At 36.4% G+C, this 23177-nt stretch carries 22 protein-coding genes; 6 read left to right on the top strand and 16 right to left on the bottom strand.

The window, feature by feature from the left end:
• Positions 1-31: 31 nt before the first annotated feature.
• The 13 genes from SBO79_RS08230 to SBO79_RS08170 form a co-directional block, all read right to left on the bottom strand.
• Positions 32-964 carry a peptidylprolyl isomerase gene (locus tag SBO79_RS08230; RefSeq protein ID WP_318639942.1) on the bottom strand — a complete coding sequence of 311 codons (933 nt, stop codon included), beginning with the start codon at positions 962-964 and terminating at the stop codon, positions 32-34.
• Between the two features lie 130 nt (positions 965-1094).
• Positions 1095-1499 carry a hypothetical protein gene (locus SBO79_RS08225; RefSeq protein ID WP_318639941.1) on the bottom strand — a complete coding sequence of 135 codons (405 nt, stop codon included), beginning with the start codon at positions 1497-1499 and terminating at the stop codon, positions 1095-1097.
• A 12-nt stretch (positions 1500-1511) separates the two neighbouring features.
• On the bottom strand, positions 1512-2450 hold the full coding sequence (locus SBO79_RS08220) for an NAD(P)H-dependent flavin oxidoreductase (protein ID WP_318639940.1): 939 nt from the start codon (positions 2448-2450) through the stop codon (positions 1512-1514).
• An 8-nt stretch (positions 2451-2458) separates the two neighbouring features.
• Entirely contained in the window at positions 2459-4072 is a 1614-nt protein-coding gene (locus SBO79_RS08215) for a S8 family serine peptidase (RefSeq protein ID WP_318639939.1), read from the bottom strand.
• Positions 4073-4094: 22 nt separating this feature from the next.
• Entirely contained in the window at positions 4095-5267 is a 1173-nt protein-coding gene (gene mnmA, locus SBO79_RS08210; protein ID WP_318639938.1) for a tRNA 2-thiouridine(34) synthase MnmA, read from the bottom strand.
• 39 nt (positions 5268-5306) lie between these two features.
• Positions 5307-6017, bottom strand: a complete 711-nt coding sequence (locus tag SBO79_RS08205; protein WP_318639937.1) for a toxin-antitoxin system YwqK family antitoxin — start codon at positions 6015-6017, stop codon at positions 5307-5309.
• Positions 6018-6152: 135 nt separating this feature from the next.
• Positions 6153-8030: a membrane protein insertase YidC gene (yidC, locus tag SBO79_RS08200; protein WP_318639936.1), complete on the bottom strand. Its 1878-nt coding sequence runs from the start codon at positions 8028-8030 to the stop codon at positions 6153-6155.
• 43 nt (positions 8031-8073) lie between these two features.
• Positions 8074-9687, bottom strand: coding sequence for a CTP synthase (locus SBO79_RS08195; RefSeq protein ID WP_318639935.1), 1614 nt, complete (start codon positions 9685-9687; stop codon positions 8074-8076).
• Positions 9688-9818: 131 nt separating this feature from the next.
• On the bottom strand, positions 9819-10049 hold the full coding sequence (locus tag SBO79_RS08190) for a DUF3820 family protein (protein WP_318639934.1): 231 nt from the start codon (positions 10047-10049) through the stop codon (positions 9819-9821).
• Between the two features lie 10 nt (positions 10050-10059).
• The gene (locus tag SBO79_RS08185) at positions 10060-10461 is read right to left on the bottom strand and encodes an OsmC family protein (RefSeq protein WP_318639933.1); all 402 of its coding nucleotides are present in this window, start codon (positions 10459-10461) and stop codon (positions 10060-10062) included.
• The gene (locus tag SBO79_RS08180; protein WP_318639932.1) at positions 10461-12482 is read right to left on the bottom strand and encodes a LysM peptidoglycan-binding domain-containing protein; all 2022 of its coding nucleotides are present in this window, start codon (positions 12480-12482) and stop codon (positions 10461-10463) included. Before SBO79_RS08180 ends, SBO79_RS08185 begins: the two co-directional genes overlap by 1 nt.
• Positions 12483-12762: 280 nt before the next feature.
• Positions 12763-14292, bottom strand: coding sequence for a glutamine-hydrolyzing GMP synthase (gene guaA / locus SBO79_RS08175; RefSeq protein WP_318639931.1), 1530 nt, complete (start codon positions 14290-14292; stop codon positions 12763-12765).
• Between the two features lie 79 nt (positions 14293-14371).
• Positions 14372-15037 carry a hypothetical protein gene (locus tag SBO79_RS08170; RefSeq protein ID WP_318639930.1) on the bottom strand — a complete coding sequence of 222 codons (666 nt, stop codon included), beginning with the start codon at positions 15035-15037 and terminating at the stop codon, positions 14372-14374.
• Between the two features lie 234 nt (positions 15038-15271).
• On the opposite strand from SBO79_RS08170, the gene SBO79_RS08165 reads away from it, so the two are divergent.
• The 6 genes from SBO79_RS08165 (at position 15272) to SBO79_RS08140 (ending at position 20601) form a co-directional block, all read left to right on the top strand.
• The gene (locus tag SBO79_RS08165) at positions 15272-15991 is read left to right on the top strand and encodes a MotA/TolQ/ExbB proton channel family protein (protein WP_318639929.1); all 720 of its coding nucleotides are present in this window, start codon (positions 15272-15274) and stop codon (positions 15989-15991) included.
• Positions 15981-16373 carry an ExbD/TolR family protein gene (locus SBO79_RS08160; RefSeq protein WP_318639928.1) on the top strand — a complete coding sequence of 131 codons (393 nt, stop codon included), beginning with the start codon at positions 15981-15983 and terminating at the stop codon, positions 16371-16373. The genes SBO79_RS08165 and SBO79_RS08160 overlap by 11 nt, the downstream gene beginning before the upstream one ends.
• A gap of 353 nt (positions 16374-16726) precedes the next feature.
• Positions 16727-17737, top strand: a complete 1011-nt coding sequence (locus tag SBO79_RS08155) for a DHH family phosphoesterase (protein WP_318639927.1) — start codon at positions 16727-16729, stop codon at positions 17735-17737.
• Entirely contained in the window at positions 17734-18288 is a 555-nt protein-coding gene (gldI, locus tag SBO79_RS08150) for a gliding motility-associated peptidyl-prolyl isomerase GldI (protein WP_318639926.1), read from the top strand. Before SBO79_RS08155 ends, gldI begins: the two co-directional genes overlap by 4 nt.
• A gap of 11 nt (positions 18289-18299) precedes the next feature.
• The gene (locus SBO79_RS08145) at positions 18300-19415 is read left to right on the top strand and encodes a peptidylprolyl isomerase (protein ID WP_318639925.1); all 1116 of its coding nucleotides are present in this window, start codon (positions 18300-18302) and stop codon (positions 19413-19415) included.
• Between the two features lie 37 nt (positions 19416-19452).
• A complete protein-coding gene (locus SBO79_RS08140; RefSeq protein WP_318639924.1) occupies positions 19453-20601 on the top strand; it encodes a peptidylprolyl isomerase in 1149 nt (382 codons plus the stop codon).
• A gap of 76 nt (positions 20602-20677) precedes the next feature.
• On the opposite strand, the gene SBO79_RS08135 is transcribed toward SBO79_RS08140, so the two are convergent.
• The 3 genes from SBO79_RS08135 to SBO79_RS08125 form a co-directional block, all read right to left on the bottom strand.
• On the bottom strand, positions 20678-21121 hold the full coding sequence (locus SBO79_RS08135; protein WP_318639923.1) for a hypothetical protein: 444 nt from the start codon (positions 21119-21121) through the stop codon (positions 20678-20680).
• A 14-nt stretch (positions 21122-21135) separates the two neighbouring features.
• Entirely contained in the window at positions 21136-22317 is a 1182-nt protein-coding gene (locus SBO79_RS08130; RefSeq protein WP_318639922.1) for an AIR synthase related protein, read from the bottom strand.
• Positions 22318-22399: 82 nt separating this feature from the next.
• Positions 22400-23173 (bottom strand): OmpA family protein, encoded by a 774-nt coding sequence (locus SBO79_RS08125; protein WP_318639921.1) that lies wholly within the window; start codon positions 23171-23173, stop codon positions 22400-22402.
• Positions 23174-23177: the final 4 nt, after the last annotated feature.

Genomic DNA, 23177 nt, shown 5'->3' with positions numbered 1-23177 from the left:
GAGGTGCCTTTTATATATACTATTCTCCAGATTATTTCACAGCCATTAATTCAACGTCAAATATTAGAACAGCATTTGGAGGAATTACACCACCTGCTCCCGAAGATCCATATGCCAAATGAGATGGAATAACAAAACGAGCTTTGTCACCTTCTTTCAATAAAGCGATTCCTTCGTCCCAGCCTTCAATAACATTTCCTCTCCCAAGTTGAAATTCGATCGGTTTTTTGCGGCTATATGAATTATCAAATTCTTTACCGTTATCCAATGTTCCTTTATAATGTACAGCAACGGTCTTACCAGCTTCTGCTTGTTTCCCGCTTCCGCGAACAATGTATTGGTATCTTAATCCACTTTCAGTTTTTTCAAAACCTGCAGCCAACTCATTCATTTTGTTTTCTGAAGCTTCCATTTCTTTTTGCTCACGTTTTGCACGAGATCCTTCAAATGTTCTAAATGCTTCGATAGCATTCCAGTTTTTTGCTTCTTCTCCTACTCTGATTATTTCGATATTCTCCAATAAATCACCTTGCGCAATATCATCAACGATATCTTGACCTTCTACAACATTTCCAAACACAGTATGTTTGCCATCAAGCCAAGTAGTTGGAACATGAGTAATGTAAAATTGCGAACCATTTGTTCCAGGTCCTGAATTTGCCATTGCAAGAATCCCTGGCTTGTCGTGTTTTAAATCTGGGTGAAATTCATCATCAAATTTATAACCAGGACCTCCAGTGCCAGTTCCCTGTGGACAACCACCTTGAATCATAAAGTCTGGTATCACACGGTGAAATTTTAATCCATTATAGAATGGTTGCCCTTGTGATTTTACTTTATTTTCAAGATTTCCCTCTGCAAGAGCGACAAAATTACCAACCGTACCTGGCGTTTTTTCGTGTTCCAATTTTACTAGTACCGATCCTTTTACTGTATTGAATTTTGCGTATATTCCGTTTTCCATCTTATTTTAATTTATATGAAGAGCCAAATTTACAACTTTAAAATTAGTTTATAAATAGTCTTTCACAACGTTTTAATATCTTTCTTGAATTGTATATTTCCAAATACTACTTCCTAAAAAGCATCTAAAACTATTTGTAATTCCGCATATTGTACACAATCATAACATCTTTTTGATTGAGATATAACTGCTTCCTATTGCCTTGATCTTTACGAGTAATAATCGAAATGGTGAATTGCTGACCATCCTCATCAGAGCACACAAAACCATTGGTTATAGATTTTTCATTTTCAACCGTTGGCTGATAATTCATTATTTGATAAAGCTGAATTTCTTGAGAGTAAATTACAATTCGGTTCTTTTTAGGATCTACAGATACCACGATTGATGCATCTTGAGGTTTGGACCACTTTGTCCAAGTGTTTTTACCTGTGCGTTCTGAAACGCTAAAACTGCTGGTTATAAATTTATAGACTTGGGCCTGAGATGCGGTAGCAATAAATAAAAAAGCAGTTATCAAAAATATTTTTTTCATTTTATAAATTTTTTAAAGTGATGCGCAGAGTTGTTTTGCCTGATTAAACTCTTTCAAAAGTTGGTCCATTATTTCTGATACTGGTTTAATTTCCTTAATTAATCCACTAACTTGACCTATTTCCAATTCGCCTTCGACTAAGTCACCTTCAAACATTCCCTTTTTTGCACGCGCGCGACCCAAAATATTTTGCAAATCTTCTTTTGTACCACAATTTGCATACACTTCCTGCACGTCATGAAAGAACTTATTTTTAATTAATCTAACGGGTGCGAGTTCTTTTAAAGTTACTTGCGTTCCGCCCTCAGGAAGATCAACTACAGTATTTTTGAAGTTAATATGCGCAGAGGATTCTACCGATGTTGCAAATAAACTTCCCAACTGTACGCCATCAGCGCCCAAAGCCATTGCTGCCAAAATCCCCGCTCCGCTTCCTATTCCGCCCGCGGCAATGAGAGGAATGGAGATTGCCGCTCTCACCATCGGAATTAAAGTAAAAGTGGTACTTTCTTCACGACCGTTATGTCCGCCAGCTTCAAAACCTTCGGCAACGACTGCATCTACTCCTGCGTCTTGAGCCTTTAATGCAAATTTTGAACTACTCACAACATGTGCGACTTTTATACCGTGACTTTGCAATTTCTCGGTCCAAGTTTTTGGATTTCCCGCAGATGTGAAAACAATTTTCACACCTTCTTCAATTATAATTTCAATAATTTCTTCGATGTTGGGGTAAAGCATCGGCACATTCACGCCAAATGGCTTGTCGGTCGCCTTCTTACATTTTTGAATATGCTCCCTTAAAACTTCAGGATACATAGAACCCGCTCCAATAAGTCCTAAACCACCAGCGTTGCTTACAGCACTTGCCAATTTATAGCCGCTATTCCAAATCATACCGCCCTGAATAATGGGGTATTTGATACCAAAAAGCTCTGTAATTATGTTCATTAAATATTTTATTTTTTTTGAATTTTACCTGTAGAAAATCCTTTCGAACTTTCGATTTTATAAATATAAATGCCTGCTGATAACGTACTTAGATTAATTGTTCTCGTAGTACCCGACAATGATGATTTATAAACTGATTGCCCAAAAATAGTATACACTTCGATGTATTTTAATTCAGCATCGTGGGTTGAAGCAACAGTTAAAGTTTCGGACAACGGATTTGGAAATACTCTAGAACTACCTAAAATTGACGACGTGACCGAAAGTGGGCCATTGGTTAACGCTAGATCAAAATCTGGTATTCCATATCCTAATTCTTCATCCGGATTAGTGTATTGACTGGCAGACTCTTTAATAAGCTGCATAATTTGACCGTTAGTATAATCTGGATAAGCTTGCCATAATGACGCCACTAATCCTGCTATTATTGGCGACGAAAATGATGTTCCGCTCGCCGTAGCAATAGATCCGTCAGGCATAGCCAACACAGCAGCAGTACCTTGCGCCGCAACATCTGGCTTAACTCGACCATCAGAAGTATAACCGATAGAACTAAAAGAAGAGTAATTTCCATCGGAAGTTACCGATCCAATTGTTAATACGTGCTCAGCATCGGCAGGAACGCTAATGTAAGGATTATTTGTCAAAGCGGAGTTTCCAGCTGATACTACGACAATCATCCCTTTGGCGTAAGCGAAATCTGCACCACGACTAGCAAAAGAAGTAACTCCATCCAACTCCTCATACGTATAGTTATAAGATGGATTATCATAGTCAAAATAACCCAGAGAAGTATTTACAATATCTACTCCAAGCCTATCTGCTTCCTCCACTGCCTCTACCCAAAGAGATTCTTCGAGAGGCGTTTCGTTATTACTATCTTCAGTAATAAATAAATAGTAGGAAGCGTCCGGAGCAGTACCTACAAGTTGATTTGGCACATACCCACCCATCGTTGACAAAACCATCGTTCCGTGAGCATGACCAGAATAAAAATTGGCGTTTCGATTCACATAATCATAGCCACCAAGAATTAGGTTATTGTTGCGCAATCGAGCAAATGGTTGAGATGTGTTTACTCCTGGAAAACCTGCATCTATAACCGCAATTATTTTTCCTGCTCCAGTAAAGTTTTGCTCGTGTAAGACATTACCACTAAGCATTTCAATTTGATTGGCAGAATTTCCATAGGGAAAAATAGTTGCCGTTTCCATCACTTTTTGTTGTGAAACTTGTTTGGGAGTATGTAGTTTACCGCCAGTGTTTAATGACCTATCTGCAAATGCCACCGAGGATACAAATGGTAGCGCAGTTAAAGCGTTAATATTTGAAACTGAACCGCGAATGTGCAGTGCATTTAGCCATTTTGATTTTGCCTCAACCGTTATTCCGATGGCATTTTGTACTTGCAAAATATAATTTTCGTCAATAGGAACGTCCAGAATATCGATAGCGATAGACTGTGTGATGCGTCGATCTAGCGCTCTTTGTGTAAGCATGGTCAGAGGATTATCAATAAAATTTTGCGCTTGCGGCTTTCCATTAAAATACACCCAAGCATCTTCCTGAGCAAACATTGTAAAAGAAAAAGAAATAAAGAACAGAACTAGTAATTTTTTCATTTTGAAAATATTTGCGCCTAATTTATGAAATAACGCCCGAACCAACTAATTCATCACCAAAATTCCACGCAACAAATTGTCCTTCTGTAATAGCTGATTGCAGTTCAGAAAAAACGATGTACATTCCGTTTTCTTGCTGATGTAAAATTGCTTCTTGCAAGGGCTGTCTGTATCTAATTCGTGCTTGAACTTTCATAGTTTCACCTACTGCTAGCGCTAAATCTGGTCGAATCCAATGCAATTCTTCGTTAGAAACAAATAGCGCTTTTCTGAAAAGTCCTGGATGGTGACTCCCTTTTCCTGTATAAATTATATTTGATTCAACGTCAGTCGCAATTATAAAAAGAGGCTCAGTCGTTCCACCAACATTTAAACCCTTGCGTTGTCCGATAGTAAAGTAATGCGCTCCCTGATGCTTACCGACAACTTTTCCCATTTCGGGAGAATAATTACGCTTACGCGAAATTACCTCTAGTTCATTGCCAGTGTTTTTTGTTGAATAGATTTCGTGGTCTTTATCAATTTCGATTATAAGACCTTCCTTTGGCTGAAGTTGTTGCTGTAAAAATTCAGGAAGACGTACTTTTCCGATAAAACAAAGTCCTTGCGAATCTCTTTTTTCGGCCGTAACCAATTCCATTTCGGCTGCAATTTCTCGCACTTGAGGTTTTGTAAGTTCACCAATTGGGAAGAGTGATTTTGCCAATTGATCTTGAGACAACTGGCATAAGAAGTATGATTGATCTTTATTTGTATCGGCTCCAGCAAGTAGTTGAAATGTTTTTACACCGTCAACCTCTATCTCGCCCTTACGACAATAATGTCCAGTCGCAACATAATCTGCTCCGAGGCTAAGAGCGATTTTCATAAAAACATCAAACTTTATTTCGCGATTGCAAAGCACATCGGGATTTGGTGTTCTTCCCTTTTCATATTCGCGAAACATATAATCAACAATTTTTTCTTGATACTGCTCACTCAAATCTACTGTTTGGAATGGAATACCTAATTTTTCGGCAACTAGAAGAGCGTCGTTGCTATCTTCTAACCACGGACATTCATTAGAAATTGTAACCGTATCATCGTGCCAATTTTTCATAAATAATCCAATTACTTCATATCCCTGCTTTTGCAAAATATATGCTGCAACACTCGAATCTACTCCACCAGAAAGTCCTACTACTACCCTTTTCATTGCTCATTTATTTGAAGTGCAAAAGTACGATATATAAATTTATTTATCTTTAGGTTTTCCTTTCTGTCCATTGAGTGGATATTTTTCTTTAGATACAAGTTTTCCATTTTCAAAAAACTGCCAAGTTCCCCATTTCTGATCTTTTTTGTAATTTCCTTTGGCAACCACATTTCCATCAGGATCTTTATAGACTGCTGCGCCCTGAAGTTCGCCAGCTAGGTAGTTTGCTTCTTCCAAAACTATTCCGTTACCACTGATTTTCTTGTATAAGCCATTTTTCTTTCCGTCAACATAGTTTACCTCTTCTGCAACTTTCCCATCCTTATAAAATACAGTTCTCTTCCCGTTGAGGACTCCTTTTTTATAATTTTCGGTAGTCATTATTTCTTTAGAATTTCGGTGGTAGTATTTCCATAATCCTTCATAAACTCTATTGACAACATTGCCTTCACTAACTTTATTTTTTAAATCATCATAAAAAATTGTATAGGCTGCGTTGGGTTGCTTACTAAAATCACGAGTTGCCATCACAGTATGAGCAGGATTGTCATTGTAAAAGGTAAAAACTCCAGTTTCTACTCCGTGATTAAAAGTTCCTTCATATTTGATAACATTAGAATTATCAAAAAAACCAGACCACTGTCCGTGCTTTTTTCCGTTAGAGTCTAATTTATTAGGTGCTGGAGAATTTTGTCCAAGCAAAGTTGTCATCGCAAAAATCGAAAAAAATAAAACTAGGTAACGTTTCATAGTAGTGTTTATTAAAGGATTGTAAAAGCTATAACTGAGCTAATGTTTATTTAGTATTTTAAAAATATTGATTCGCTTGATTGCTGCTATAAAAAAAGACACTTCAAATAAAGTGCCTCTTTTTATAATCTAAATCTATTTTTTTAACTTTTTCTGCTCTTCTGCTTGCTGCATCATTTCCTGCATCTTCTTTTGGAATTTACTTTGAGGTTTTTCCTTAAGCTTATTCTCTTGAATGCGTGCGTGAATTTTATCACTATCAATAATATAGTTTTTGATAACTAGCATAATTCCAATGGTAATGGCATTAGATATAAAGTAATACAAACTTAAACCAGATGCATAACTATTAAAGAATAAAAGCATCATTAGAGGTGAAATGTAAATCATCACTTTCATGATTTTCTGCATATCTGGCATTCCTTCCTGCGGTGGTGCAGCCATTGCTTGGTCTCCCGTTGTCATTTTCATATAAAAGAAAATTGCGATCGATGCAAGGATCGGGAATACCGAAATGTGATCTCCGTATAGCGGAATATAAAATGGCAATTTTGCAACCGAATCAAAAGACGATAAATCATCTGCCCACAAGAACCCTTGTTGACGCAGGTTAATTTCTGAAGGGAAAAATTGAAATAGTGCATAGAAAACAGGCATCTGAAGCAAGGCAGGAATACAGCCCGCCATTGGATTTACACCGGCTTTGCCATACAACTTCATCGTTTCCTGCTGTTTTTTCATTGGCTCTTTGCTGTACTTTTCATTAAGTTCAGCAATTTCTGGACGTAGTACCTTCATCTTTGCCTGAGACAAGAATGACTTATAGGTAATTGGCGAAAGAATTAATTTTATTAAAATAGTAAAAAGAATAATTGCCAAACCTTCTGACATATACATGCTTAAGAATCCGTAAGCTGGAATAAATAAGAATTTATTAATCCATCCAAAAATTCCCCAACCTAACGGAACAATTTCGTCAAGGTTGCGCTTGTAGCTATTTAAAATCTTATAGTCTGCCGGTCCGTAGTACCAATTCATCTCGTGAGACAAATCTCCATTTTTAAAAGCTAATGGAATATTTGCCTTAAAGCTTTTAGTAAATATGGTATCCCTTTCAACATCATCTACTAAGTTGTTCGAATACATTTCTGCTTTTGCAAAAGGCGTATTTGTCAACAAGATTGAAGTGAAAAAATGTTGTTTGAAGGCGATGTAAGTAACATCATTTTCTACCACAGTTTTATCCTGACCTTGTCCTAAATAATCATCTTTTCCACCTTCGTACTCATATACAAGCTCTGAATATCTATTTTCGTTGGAAACACTTTTTTCATTTCTATATGTTTTCATTGACCACTCCATATCGAGTGGCTTTGAAACGTCAATAACTTTGCTTAATCCTTGCGATTTAATGTCGAAATCCAACATATAATCGTTTGGTTTCAAAACATAGATAAAATCGATATACTCGCTAGAACCTGCTTTTAAGCGCATTGTTAGTACTTTATTCCCACCTACTTCATTTACTGTAGGAACGAAAAGCATGTCTTTAGTTTCAAGAAGACGTTTGTCTTGACTTTGAAGTTTGATATTTAGATTGGCATTATTATCAGTAATAATTTTCACAACCTGACCTGAGCCTTTTTCAAAACGTTCGAAGTTTTTTACTACTGCCTCCACAATGTATCCACCTCTGTTGGCAATTGTCAGTTTTAAAAGATCATTTTCCAATACAGTTGTTCCAGCAGCATCAACAGCAGGAGTTGCATCAACAATTACATCTGTAGAATCGTTGGACATAGTAGTTAGCTTTGAGCCTGCCGATTGCAAAGTAGTTGCTTTATGATCTGTAATTACATCCGCTTTATTATTAGTAATTACCTGCTCATTTTTTGCTTTTTCTGCTGCAATTTCTTCATTCGTAGGTTGATTGGCATACATTATCCAAATCAAAATTCCGAAGATCAATGCAAAACCTATTATGGAATTGAGGTCTAATTTCTTATTTTCCATTCTTTATTTTAATAATATTTATTTTTTATAAAACAGCAATCTTCTATTTGTTTTTGTGTGTAACCATAGCAGAAACAAAGCTCACAAATAATGGATGTGGATTTGCAACTGTACTTTTGTACTCTGGATGGTATTGAACGCCAACAAAAAATGGATGAGAATCAATTTCGATAATTTCTACCAATCCTGTGTCTGGATTGATACCCGATGATATCAAGCCAGCATTTTGCAAACTTTCTTGATAATCATTATTATATTCATATCTATGACGATGACGTTCCATAATCGAACTTGCATTGTAAATCTTATTTGCAAGACTTCCGTCTTTAAGATCACATTTCCAAGCTCCTAGACGCATCGTTCCTCCTTTGTCAGTGATTGTTTTTTGCTCTTCCATCAAATCAATGACAGGATTCGCGGTACCTTCATTCATTTCTGTTGAATTCGCATCTTTTAGTCCAAGAACATTTCGAGAAAACTCAATTACCGCCATTTGCATTCCAAGACAAATTCCTAAAAACGGAATGTTATTTTCTCTCGCGTAACGCACTGTTTCAATTTTTCCCTCGATACCTCTTTCTCCAAAACCTGGAGCAACAAGAATACCGTCAAGATCCTTTAATTTTGCTTGCGCATTGTTGGCATCAAGAAATTCAGATTGAATAGAAACTATATTGACTTTCGTTTCGTTGGTCGCACCTGCGTGGATAAACGCTTCAATAATAGATTTATATGAGTCTTGCAACTCTACATATTTGCCTATTAGCCCAACATTTACGGAGTGCTTTGGATTCTTTAATTTTTGTAAAAATATATTCCAGTTTTTTAAATCTGGCGTGTTTTTCTCTGGAAGATCAAGTTTTTTTAACGCTACTCTATCAAGGCCTTCCTGCAACATCATATTTGGAACTTCGTAAATTGTGGAAGCATCAATTGATTGAATAACTGCCTCACGTTTTACATTGCAAAATAAAGCGAGTTTTTGTCTCAGTTCATCAGACAATTCATGTTCAGTTCTACAAACAAGAATATCAGCTTTGATTCCGCTTTCCATCAATGTTTTTACCGAGTGTTGCGTAGGTTTTGTTTTTAATTCCCCAGCAGCAGCCAAATATGGAATTAAAGTAAGATGTACAACAAGACTATTGTTTTCTCCTAACTCCCATACTAATTGTCTAACTGATTCAATATACGGAAGTGATTCAATATCACCTACAGTACCCCCAATTTCAGTGATTACTATATCAAATTCGCCATTGCGGCCCAAAAGCTGCATACGCTCTTTAATCTCATTAGTTATATGAGGAACAACCTGAACAGTTTTTCCTAGAAATTCACCTCTACGCTCTTTCTCAATTACAGACAAATAAACTCTACCCGTAGTAACATTATTAGCTTGAGAAGTTGGAACATTTAAAAATCGTTCGTAATGTCCAAGATCAAGGTCAGTTTCTGCACCATCGTCGGTAACATAACACTCGCCATGCTCGTAAGGATTTAAAGTTCCTGGATCAACGTTTAAGTAAGGATCAAACTTCTGAATTGTTGTACGGTATCCCCTTGCCTGAAGTAATTTGGCCAAAGAAGCTGCTATAATTCCCTTTCCCAAAGAAGATGTTACTCCTCCTGTAACAAAGATATATTTTGTCTGATTCATGTGTTGTAATTGTAATGTAGCTGTGTAAAAAAACGTGGCAAAAGTACGAATTATATTGGAGAAGAATTCTTTTAAAGAATAGAATTTCAGAAATTCTAAAACTGTTGAAAATAAAAATATCCCAAACTCCTTTAGGGCTTGGGATATTGTCTTCTTATATTTCGAATTAAATCTTCTAAACCATTTAACTTCAACTCGTAAACCAACTGAAGTTGTTTTCCTAAAGTTCCAGGAGGCCAACCTTTATTAGAATACCAGACGATATAATATTCTGGGATCTCTATCAGGTATTTGCCTTCATATTTTCCGAAAGGCATCTTTGTGTGTGCTAGTTTTACTAACTCTTTTCTATTGTCAATCAAAATAATACTATTATTGCCAATTAAAAGTTACATCCCTTTCGATATCTGGATGCAAGCTTAAATGTACGGGACATGTAAAAGCAATTTTTTCTAAAATAGTTCTTGTTTTTTCATCTGCTTGACAAGCCATTTCAAATACGATTTTAATTTTAGAAATTCTTCTAGGACCCTCTGCCATAATTTTCGTAACTGCCGCAGTGGATCCAACAAGATCTACATCCATAGCGTTGCATTTGATTGCCATAATTGTAAACATACAGGTAGCTAAAGCATTGGCAACAGTATCAGTGGGCGAAAAAGCTTCGCCTTTTCCATTGTTATCTGTAGGCGCATCAGTTAGCATTGTATCTCCGGACTGTAGGTGAACCGATGATGTACGTAAATTTCCTAAATATGTAACACTTGTTGTCATTAATTTGCTTCTTTAATAGTTAAGTCCTCATTGTATTGAAGAACATATACTCCTTGATTTATATAACCTTCAGATTTTTTGGCAGTATATTCAAATTTGCTCTCTACTTGCTCCGTTTTATCATCTTTAGCAGATTGTATAAAACCTTTTTCTTGTGACATACGTAACATAGTATCAAAGGTTACATCAAATCCTCTAACGGCATATTGACTTGGTAAAATACCATTTTGTCTTTTAAAACTATTTTCAAAAATAGTTGCCGGATCAGAGAGATTTTCGCGTATCAGTGATGGATACATCATTTTTAAATTTGTTAATCTCCTCATTGAAATCTCCTCAAAGTCTAATGTTTCATTAAGTTCTAACAACACTAATTGAAGGTCGTATGAACTCATTTCGCTTTGAAGAACATTAGTAGTACTAAGAATCATTCTGGTTTTTTCTGAATCTAAAATTACGTAATTCATTTTACCTTTAATCAGCATTGCTCTTAAATTTTCGGCAGAAAGAGACCCATTTTCTGAAAGATCTACAAACCGAACATTAGGATAATTTTTTCTAACAAAGTCACGATTAGCGGCTTTTTTTGGAGAACTAACCATAATGATATTAGATGATTTTGCCGACATGAAGTCCATCAATTTCTTTTTTGTAAACGCCGCTGGCGGAGTAGCTTGATAAAGATTCGCAACCGGACTAACGGTTTCTTTTGATAAAGGAGAAATTACAGGGATACTATCTTTTGACAATAGTGCAGCTGTCTTCTCAGCATATTGTTGATAAAAAGGTCCTATAATCACATCGGCGCCGCTTAACTTGTTACCTTTATATAAGGCATCAACAGCAGAAGATGCTTTACTCTCCTGACTATCATAAATTTTAACATCAATATTAAGCCCTAAAGTTTTGGCCGAATCAATTGCCATCAAAGCTCCAGCGTAAAAATCAAGCGTCATATTAAGAAAAGCATCCGACTTAAGTCTCGCATCGATGGATGTAATACTATCCCCCTTAATCTTAGATGCGTTAAATGGAAGTAGCATTACTAACTGTCGCTTCTTGGATTTATCGATAGATTTTGTCAAATCTTTAAAAGTAGATGATGTAGTATAGGTTAATGCCCCTTTTGCAGGAACCTTTAAAACCATTCCGATTTTCAGCCCATCAATTAACTCAGGATTTAATTGAATTAACTCAGCTTCTGTTAGATCAAAATATTGGGTTAGGCTATAAATTGTTTCTTTAGGCTTAACCTCATAATTTGCATAGGTGGTAGGTTTTTTTGACGGGATTGACGACGCAATCACGGTCGAAACCGGTGGAATAGATACTGGAATATCAGCTTTATTGGTCGCATTTGCAACGACAATTTCTAATATTTGCCCTATTTGTAGCCCTTCAATTATACTTGGATTTTGCTTTTCAAGATCTGCAATCGTGATACCATATTGTTGTGAAATCCCATATGCAGTTTCTTTGGCCACAACTTCGTGCGTGATTTTCTTTTTTGAGCCGCCATTTAATTTACTAATTACAACTTTAGTTCCGCTTGGAATGTCAAGAATCTGCCCGATTTTTAGACCATCGGCGACAATTGGATTGGCTGCAATAAGGTCTTCTACACTTACTTTATACAATCGTGAGATACTAAAAAGTGTCTCCTTTGGAAGGACTTCATGAGTTGTAGCAGCAGCATCACCATTTTTTGCGGGAGCATCTACTGTTTTATGACTTTTGTCTTTTTTAGTAACTTTTGTTGTACCATTTACCGGAATCAGTAATACATCGTCCAATTTTAGTCCGCCCTTTGAGTCGGGGTTTAAACGGTAAATATCATACGGAGTTACACGGTACAGCTTAGCAATATTCGTAACGGTTTCGCCCTGTCTAACAGTATGCCTTACTAAATCGTCCTGCGAAAAACTAAAAAACGTACCCATAAAGAAAAGTACTATAGGTAGCAACTTCAAAAATCTAGTTGATACTTTAAATTCTGCTGATTTGACACTAGTAGTTTTCAAAATGTATATATTTAATAGATTAAAAAAATGTAATTATCTGAACAAAGATCATTCTTTTATTGAAACTGTTAATTGTTTTTTGATAACAATAACAAAAAGTGTAATGCTAATCTTCTTTCAAAATTATCGAAGCACTTAGGAAATGTCCCGCACACACTACACAAAAATTGCGCCCTTTGAAAAAAGGGTTTAAAATAAAAGAGGGCTAATTCTACAATTCAGATAAATTTAAAAGTAAATTATTTGAAAAATATAAAATTAACCCTTTTTTAATTATGTATTATTCCCACTCAATAGTTGCAGGTGGTTTTGAGCTAATATCGTAAACGACACGGTTCACTCCTTTTACTTTATTTATGATGTCATTTGAAACTTTCATTAAAAAATCATAAGGCAAATGAACCCAGTCAGCAGTCATTCCGTCTGTCGATTCTACCGCACGAAGTGCCACAACCTTTTCGTAAGTTCTTTCGTCACCCATAACTCCTACACTATTTACAGGTAGTAATATTGCACCGGCCTGCCATACTGAGTCGTACAGTCCCCAGGATTTGAGTCCATCAATAAAGACCGCATCAACTTCTTGCAGGATTCGTACTTTTTCTTTAGTAATATCTCCCAAAATTCTAATAGACAATCCTGGACCTGGAAAAGGATGTCTTCCTAAAAGCTCTGCATCAATACCTAAAGTTGCTCCTACTCTACGGACTTCATCTTTAAAAAGCATACGAAGTGGTTCCACTATTTTGAGTTTCATAAAGTCAGGTAATCCTCCAACATTATGATGAGATTTGATTGTTGCCGAAGGTCCATTTACCGATATCGATTCAATGACATCTGGATAAATTGTCCCTTGTGCAAGCCATTTTACATCTTCTAGAGCATTCGCTTCGTCATCAAAGACTTCAATAAATACTCGGCCAATTGCTTTACGTTTTAATTCAGGATCAGATATCCCTGCAAGTGCATCTAGAAATCTATCTGCAGCATCTACTCCTTTTACATTTAGACCCATATCTTTATATTGATCTAAAACACTTTGAAATTCATTTTTACGAAGCAATCCATTATTTACAAAAATGCAGTATAAATTTGGCCCGATAGCTTTATTTAATAAAACCGCTGCAACTGTAGAATCTACACCTCCAGAAAGTCCTAATACTACTTTGTCATTTCCAAGTTTCTCTTTTAATTCTTCGACCATCTCTTCTGCAAATGCATTTGGAGTAAAGTTTTGAGGAACCTCGGCAATTTTTACAAGAAAATTTTCCAACAATTGTTTACCATCTGTACTATGATAAACTTCTGGATGAAACTGAATAGCATAAGTGCTTTCCCCTTCAATTCTATATGCTGCATTTTCTACATCGTGCGTACTTGCAAGCTTAACAGCATCAGTTGGCAACGTTTTTATGGTATCACTATGGGACATCCACACCTGAGAATTGTGCGTTATTCCAGCAAAAAAGTCTTCACCATCCTTTATAAAGTTCAAATTGGCTCTTCCGTATTCACGTATATTGGAGGGAGCTACTTCTCCACCACAAAAATGGGCAAGATATTGAGCACCGTAACATACCGCAAGCAAAGGAAGCTTGCCTCTAATTTCAGATAAATCTGGATGAGGCGCATCTTCTGCTCGCACAGAAAAAGGACTACCCGAAAGAATTACCGCCTTAAAAGAAGATAGGTCAGATGGAATTTTATTAAATGGAAAAATTTCGCAGAATATATTTAATTCGCGAACTCTGCGCGCAATCAGCTGTGTGTATTGCGAACCGAAATCTAGGATGAGTACGTTGTGTTGCATGCGCAAAAATACTTCTATTTTTCTAATTGGAAAACAACTAAACCTAATTTTTAATTTTTTGAATTAGCAACCCTCACAATCATTCTTTTACAACAATCACCGTCGCCTTAAATCCAGTTGCAAGATTCCACCTATTACTTGATATTACTTTTTTGTAATCGTCATAAATGACAAATTCGGCGGTGTTAGGTCCTGAAGTACCTTGATTGACCGCTTCAAAATCAATTTGATTAAAGCCTGGCTCCAATGGCAAGTAAAACCCCTTATACTCACTTTCAAGCAAAACAGCCTCCTTTACAACTTTCCCATTTACATAAACACGAATGACATCGCCGTCAGGATATTCATGATCGCGGTAAACAACATTCACGGTCCCAGCATCTGTACGCACTTCGCCTAAGTAGAAATTTTTGCGCTCTACAAAACTATTTTCTTTTGATGGTGCTGGTCTATTCATCCTGTTTTCTATCACTCTACTTGGATTTGCAAACTTCTCGTCCTTACCAAAACCAGCATTTAGATTGTCTGGCATTTTTAGTGTTCGATTTTGTTTAAAAGTGTCATCATATATACTAGGACTCATCGTGTTAGGTGCTGGAGTTGTCGCTGCTGCCGGCACATCGGGCGCTTTGGGCTTGCTAGGTGGAGCTGCCGGAATATTAACGGCATGATTCGTATTATCTAATTGCGCATGCACTGCAGACGTCATCAGCAAAAGAAGAAGTAAACTAAAAATATTTTTCAAGGTAGCGGAATTTCCAAGGTTTAAAGTTAAAACACGTATTAAGCTGATTTATTGCAAAATCAAGCTCAAAAATAGTCAATATTAGCACAAATCGTGCCTCTAATTAAGGGCACAAATATACTTAACATAAAATAAATTCGTTATTCAGGAAAGATTCAATAGCTTTCGCAAAAATTGACCTATTTTTGACGCTTTAAAAAATAATAACTAAACTAAACCAAAACAATAATCTGTATGCCGATTTTAAATTTTCTGCTTCAAACAGCAACTGTTACTGACACATTAGCTACCGCAGCATCCACTGCAGACACAACAGAGGTAGGTATTACCGAAAACATCTCATATATCGAGTTTTTAATGAAGGGTGGAGCGATGATAATACCAATCATTCTGCTTTTATTTCTATGTATCTACGTAATTTTTGAACGATATATGTCTATCAAAAAACTTACAAAACAAGATCCTTATCTTTTACGCGACATTAGACAACAGTTACAAAACGGAAAAGTTGAAAACGCAATGATTTTATGTACCCGTGAGCATACCTCGACGGGAGTAATTTTAGCAAGTGGATTGTCACGCATCGGACGACCTATAGGTGAGATTGAAGCGGTTATGGACAAAACTGCAACTATCGAAATCGTTAAGATGGAAAAGAATCTGGGCTACTTAGGATTGATCTCTGGAATTGCGCCAATTCTTGGTTTCGTGGGAACCATCCTTGGGGTTATCAAAATTTTCCACACAATTTCTGTTACTGGAAATTTGAACATCCAAACTATTTCTGGTGGACTTTACGAAAAGATGATTAGTTCTGGAGCTGGACTTATTGTAGGAGTAATCGGATATTCTGCCTACCACGTTTTCAATATGATGATCGATAGATACCTCGCAAAAGTTCAGGAGCAAACTTTAGAAATTATTAATATTATACAAGAACCAGATGGCAATTAAGAGAAATAAAAGATTTGCAGCAGAAATTCCAACATCGGCACTAGCAGATATTATGTTTTTCCTGTTCCTTTTTTTCCTTATTATCTCCACTTTGGCCAATCCAAATGTTATAAAATTAACTTTGCCCAAAGCAGATAATAATGAATCGACAAACAAGGATCACCTCACATTATCTGTTACCGACGACAAACTGTACTTTCTTAATAAAACACAAGTCGAATTTGATCAGTTAGAATTAGAGCTTATTGGCCGCACAAATGCCAGCAATGACAGAATAGTAGTGATAAGAATTCCCGCAGATCTAAAAGTGCAAGATTTAGTAGATTTAATGCAAATCGGCGTTAAACTCAAACTCAATTTTGTGATTGCGACGTCCAAATAAATATAATAAATGGTGCTGATAAAACTTCAATTGCAAATTTGTAAGAGTAGTTTTATCAGCATTTTCTTTTATAATATTTTAAGAAGCTATTCCTGCTATTCTCTGCAATTCCTCGCCCCAAAGCTATTTTTTGCAATGTCATAAAAGGAGCTTCCGTTGGTCGCTCTTTTATGCCAGCAAAAAAATAAGCTTTTGGCCTCCGGGATTTCCGCTACTATCAGGGCTAGTTACATAAATTCGTTAAAAGAAATTTAGAAGATTACTAGAACACAGCTTGGAATATGTTGTGCCGAAAATCTTAAAATCCAAACTGATCACAAATAAATTTGACAAAAAAAACTATCTTCGCAAGTATGAACAAAAATGACATTCAGGATTTAAAAAACCTACTCGCCGAACCTAAGAAAATTTGTATAATTCCCCACCGTAGCCCCGATGGAGACGCAATGGGATCTACACTCGGCCTATCTATAATGCTGCAAAAATTAGGACACTCTACAACGGTCCTTGCCCCTAATGATTTCCCTAATTTCCTAGCTTGGCTGCCTGAATCAGAAAAAGTTTCCATCTACGAAAAAGATAAAACAGCAGGGAAAAAGATTCTGAATGACGCTGAAATAATATTTACTTTAGACTTCAACGCGCTTCACCGCACTGGCGAAATGCAAGAAGTCCTTAGCACCCTAGAAGTGCCTTTTGTAATGATTGATCATCATCAAATGCCCGATAATTATGCTCAGTTCACTTATTCAGATCCAAAAATGGGATCAACTTGCGAAATGGTCTTTAATTTTTTTGGCTTCCTAAATATTACAAATTTAATTGACACTCAAATTGCAAGTTGTCTCTATACCGGAATCGTAACAGATAGCGGATCATTCAAATATAGTTCTACTACCTCCACAACCCATCAAGTGGCAGGAAAATTGCTAGACCTTGGGATCGACAGCGGAACAATACAAAGCAACCTATTTGACAACAATAGTTTTGAAAGTCTGCAATTACTTGGAAAAGCGTTGACAAACATCAAAGTTTTAAAAGAACATAATGCCGCTTATACATTTTTGACTCAAGCAGATTTGGATTTTTACCAATACAGCAAAGGCGATACGGAAGGAATTGTAAATTATTGTTTAAAAATAAAGGGAGTGCATCTTGCAGCTATATTTATTGAAAATGCCGACGAGAAAATTACCAAAATTTCTTTTAGATCACTAGGAGATTTCAATGTAAATGAATTTGCACGAAACTATTTTCACGGAGGTGGACACATAAATGCTGCTGGCGGAAAATCAGAATTATCAGTTTCAGAAACAGTCGCAAGATTTGAAAAAATTCTGGAAGAAAATAACATTATAGCATGAGAAACATACTAAAAATCACCGCAGGTTTATTTATTGGATGCAGTTTGTTTTCCTGTGCAGATCATCAAGGACCCCGCAGACCTATATCACACTCTGAAGGAAGTTTTTTGACTGAATCTGTAGAGCGTAATAAAAAACTGGTCGCTGGCGAAGAAGCAAAAATAGATTCTATTATAAAGAGTCACCCAGAGATAAAGTATATAGCGAGTGACAAGGGTTATTGGTATTATTACCAAAATCAGGACAGCATTAGCAAAATAACTCCTGTACGTGGAGATGTAGTAAACTACACATACGAAATTCAAGACTTGGACGGAAATGTTATTTACTCTGAAGTGCAACTACAACCTCAGGTTTACCATATAGATAAAGAAAATATTATTATGGGATTGCGACACGGAATAAAATTGATGAAAGCTTCAGAAAAAGTGACTTTCCTATTCCCATCGCACATGGCTTACGGATACCTTGGCGACAATAAAAGAATTGGTCGCAACGAACCATTACTCTATACAGTAACTTTAAATAAAATCGAAAAATCTACCAACTAGTTTAATCTGATATGACAAAGAAAATTTTAATGCTTTTGTGTATAATTTCATTAGCATCTTGCAAAAAAGAATACGGAGATCTTCCCGACGGATTATATGCTGAGATTGAAACTACCAAAGGGACAATCCTGACCACACTCGAATTTACAAAGGCACCAGTTACAGTTGCCAACTTTGTAACCCTTGCCGAAGGTAAAAATGAATTTGTAAGTCCTGAATATTTAGGCAAACCATTTTATCAGAATTTGCAATTCCATCGCGTAATTCCTAGCTTTATGATTCAAGGTGGTGATCCAATGGGCGATGGGTCAGGAAGTCCAGGCTATAAATTTAAAGATGAAATTTCAGAATTGACCCATAGCAAATCAGGAACTTTATCTATGGCAAATGCTGGGCCTGCAACCAACGGTTCACAATTTTTTATAACACATGTCCCTACTCCTTTTCTAGACGGAAAACATACAGTCTTTGGTTATGTTATCGGAGATGGTATGAAAGTTGTAAATCAAATTCAGATGGGTGACCAAATTAAGAATGTTCATATTATCCGAAAAGGTGAAGAAGCTAAGAAATTTAACGCAGTAAAAATTTTTAGCGACTACGTTGCAACAGACAAAGAAAATCAACTAAAAAATGCTGCAGACGCAGAATTAGAGCGTGCAGCAAATTTGCAGAAAAGCCAAGAGTTATTTGCAAAAACTGCCGAAGATTTTACCGCAATAAAAGCTAAAGCCGCAAAAACTTCAACCGGACTTAAATATCAGATTACCAAGAAAGGAACTAATAAAAAACCTAAAAATGGTAGTACCGCATTTGTTGAATATGCAGGGTTTCTAGAAAACGGACAACTTTTTGACAGTAGCTCCGATTCTATTGCAAAAGTCTATGGAAAATTTGATCAGCGACGTGAAAGTGCAGGTATGTATCAACCAATTCCTTACAAAGTGGGTAAAAAAGACGGAATGATCCCTGGATTTATTGAAGGGCTGGAAAAGCTAAATATTGGAGATGAAGCAATTTTATTCATACCATCGCATTTAGGATATGGCCCACAAGGTGCTGGAGATGCAATTCCACCTAATGCTAATATTATCTTTAGTGTGAAGCTTTTAGAAAAAAATAATTAAATCATAAACCACAAATACAAATTAATAAATAGTAACAATGAGATTAAAACTAATGGCACTTTGTCTCGCGACTGTTGTAAGTGCACAAGCGCAAAAAGGAAAAGATATAAAGAAAGCAGATGGTATATTTGCAACAATGGAAACTACCAAAGGAACGATAGTTCTTGACCTAGAGTATAAAAAAACTCCAGTTACAGTTGCCAACTTTATTGCACTTGCCGAAGGAACAAATACTGCGGTAGATGCTAAATACAAAGGTTTGCGCTTCTTTGACGGATTAAAATTTCACCGTGTAATCGCTGATTTTATGATACAAGGAGGAGATCCTCTTGGTAATGGAGGTGGGGATCCTGGTTACAAATTTAAAGATGAAATCACCGAATTAAAGCACGACAAAGGTGGAGTTTTATCGATGGCGAATTCTGGCCCTGCGACCAACGGAAGTCAGTTCTTTATCACGCACAAGGCAACACCATGGTTGGACGGTAAACACACTGTTTTTGGTCACGTAGTTGAGGGAATGGATGTAGTAAATTCAATTGCGCAGGACGACGTTATCACAAAAGTTACTATTTCTAGAAACGGAGCTGAAGCAAAGAAATTTGATGCTGCAACATTATTTTCAACTTACTTCGCTGGTAAAGCAAATGATGACAAAATTGCTGCAGAAGCTGCTGAAAAAGCTAGAAAAGAGCAAATAGCTGCCCAAGAAGCTATGCAAAAGGAATATGACCAAAAATACGGTGCGGTGAAAACGGCGAAAGTAGCATACTTTCAAAAAGAGCAAAAAACTGCCAGCAAGACTGAATCCGGTTTGCAATATAAATTTACACACAAAGCAAAAGGTGTTGCAACTGCAAAAGATACTGATGTCTTAATAAACTATGCAGGGTATCTTGCAGATGGAAGTTTATTTGATAGTAGCTATCCAGAAGTAAACAAAACCTACGGAAAATACGACGAGGCGCGCATGCAAGGTAATGGGTATGTTCCTTTCCCATTCAAGAAAGGGCAAGGTGCAGGATTAATCCCTGGTTTTCTTGAAGCAGCAAACTTGATGAACGTAGGAGACAAAATGATTGCATTTATCCCAGCTGCACTAGGTTATGGTCCAAAAGGAGCGGGAAATGTAATTCCACCAAACTCTGATATTATTTTCGAAATTGAAATGGTTGCTAAAAAATAGTAATACCTAATTGTGGAAACAAACAAAAAAGGATTGACAAATGTCAATCCTTTTTTTATACCTTTTAATTTTTGAATTACTTCTTACTAGGAAATTTAAAATCAAATTCGTCTTTGTCATTGAAGGTAGCTCCAAGCTCCAGTTTGGTTACAATATTATATTCTGAATGTAAAACAATCCAGTTGTCTTCATTAAAATGTGTGTCAGTAACATCAAAGTTATCAACTTCCCAACCTTTGATTCCTTTAGCCTCCTGTTGTTGCTTAACGTCTTTTGGCGAAAGCCCAATTACTTTTAAATCATTTAAAGTTGCATCTTCGTTTGAAGTTATGATAAAACCAAGTCTAAAATCTTCGTCAGCATAAAATGACAAACGGCATTTTTCTTTGTTGTACGCATAAATTGTATTCTCTTCTTCGTCTTGAAATTTCTTGTCTGGCGTACCTAATAATGCTTCAACATCTGCTTGCTTCATTCCGAAAACAAGTTTATCGATACCAAATTTTGGAGTTATTTTCATTTTTATTTTATTTTTTAATATTCAAAAGTACCATATTGGCTACTAATTGTAAGTTTTTTTGTTTCTGATGCTTCCACTCTACCCACTATTTGTGCATCGATGCCAAATGATTCTGAGATCGCAATAATACCTGATGCAACATTTTCAGGAACATAAATTTCCATTCTATGTCCACAGTTAAAAACTTGATACATTTCCTTCCAATCTGTTTGAGATTGTTCCTGAATCGTTTTAAATAATGGTGGTACTTCAAACATATTATCTTTTATAATATGAAGATCATCTCCAATGAAATGCAAAATTTTTGTTTGTGCTCCACCGCTACAGTGAACCATCCCGTGTATGTCTTTCGAGTCGTATTTAGATAGGATTTTCTTGATTACAGGCGCATAGGTTCGAGTTGGCGAAAGCACTAATTTTCCTGCGTCAATAGGAGAATTCTCTACAGAATCTGTTAGTTTTAAACCACCAGAATATACTAATTCTTCAGGAACTGCAGCATCGTAGCTTTCAGGATATTTTGTAGCAAGATACTTAGAAAACACATCGTGTCGTGCCGAAGTAAGTCCATTACTTCCCATCCCGCCGTTGTATGATTTCTCATAATTTGCCTGACCAAAAGAAGCCAAACCAACTATCACGTCTCCTGCCTTAATATTTGCATTGTCAATAACATCGCTGCGTTTCATACGAGCTGTTACGGTCGAATCTACAATAATGGTACGCACAACATCTCCAACATCGGCAGTCTCGCCACCAGTGGAGTGAATAGTTACGCCAAAACCTTTAAGATCTTCTATCAGTTCTTCGGTACCATTGATGATTGCGGAGATAACTTCGCCAGGAATAAGGTTTTTATTACGTCCAATTGTTGAGGATAGTAGAATATTATCTGTAGCACCTACGCATAACAAATCGTCAATGTTCATGATTAAAGCATCTTGTGCAATTCCCTTCCAAACTGAGATATCGGAAGTCTCCTTCCAATACATATAAGCTAGTGAAGACTTTGTCCCTGCACCATCTGCGTGCATTATGAGGCAATATTCTGGATCGTTGGTAAGGTAATCCGGAATAATTTTGCAAAATGCAGATGGGAATAAACCTTTATCAATATTTTTTATCGCCTGATGTACATCCTCTTTAGATGCCGAAACACCTCTTTGGGCGTATCTTTTACTTAAATCTGAGCTCATTAATTTGCGTGTTGTTGTTGCTGCAAAGATAGAATTATTGCGGCAATTATCAGAGTTCTAAGCAGAGGAAAACCGTACAAATTTACTTTTCGAGAATCTTAATTTCTACTCTCCTATTGGCGTCTGCCTCTGCCTCGGTTTTCTCGGGAACTGCGTATAGTGGTTTTGAACTTCCGTATCCCTTATATTGAAGGCGATTTCGATGTATTTTATTTCGAATAAGAAAGTTGTAGATGGCTTTTGCTCTGGCTGATGAAATGTCATTAACATCTGTATTTTGCTGACAGCAAATATGTCCTTGAATTTCAATTTTAATATTGGGATTTTCTTCTAAAACACATTGAAGTTCATATAAGGTACTTTCTGATCCTGACCGAATTCTGGCGGAATTGTTGTAAAAATAAATATTTTCAAGTTTAATATTCTCTCCAACCTTTAGCTTTAAAATTTCAGATGAAAACGACTCTTTATGCTCTTCTGCTCTACTATCTGCTTTACTTTCAATAAAACTAACTGTAACCTTCCTATTTTCGGCTTGCGTTTTACTCTGAGGGAAATTTTTTCCAAATCCTATGCCTTCAAAGGTGGAGTCAGTTTTTACTTTTCTTTCTTTTAGAAATTTATAAACTGCATCGACTCTTGCGTAAGAAAGACTGTCATTGTAGGTGGAGCCACCTTTCCAATCACAATACCCATAAATCTTTGTAATTTGTAATGTGGGATTAGAGAAGACCGATTTCAGTTGTTCCTGCGCGATCGGTGTGAGATCTGATTTGTCAAAATCAAAGAAAACAGTAACTTGTCGCTGAGCCGCGGCAGTAATTGAGAAAAATAATATCAAAACAACTAATCTCATATCT

The sequence above is a fragment of the Flavobacterium ardleyense genome (genome assembly GCF_033547075.1).
In the GTDB taxonomy this organism is placed as follows: domain Bacteria; phylum Bacteroidota; class Bacteroidia; order Flavobacteriales; family Flavobacteriaceae; genus Flavobacterium; species Flavobacterium ardleyense_A.
Note: the sequence above shows the minus strand (reverse complement) of the source record. Positions and strands in the feature narration are given on the sequence as shown.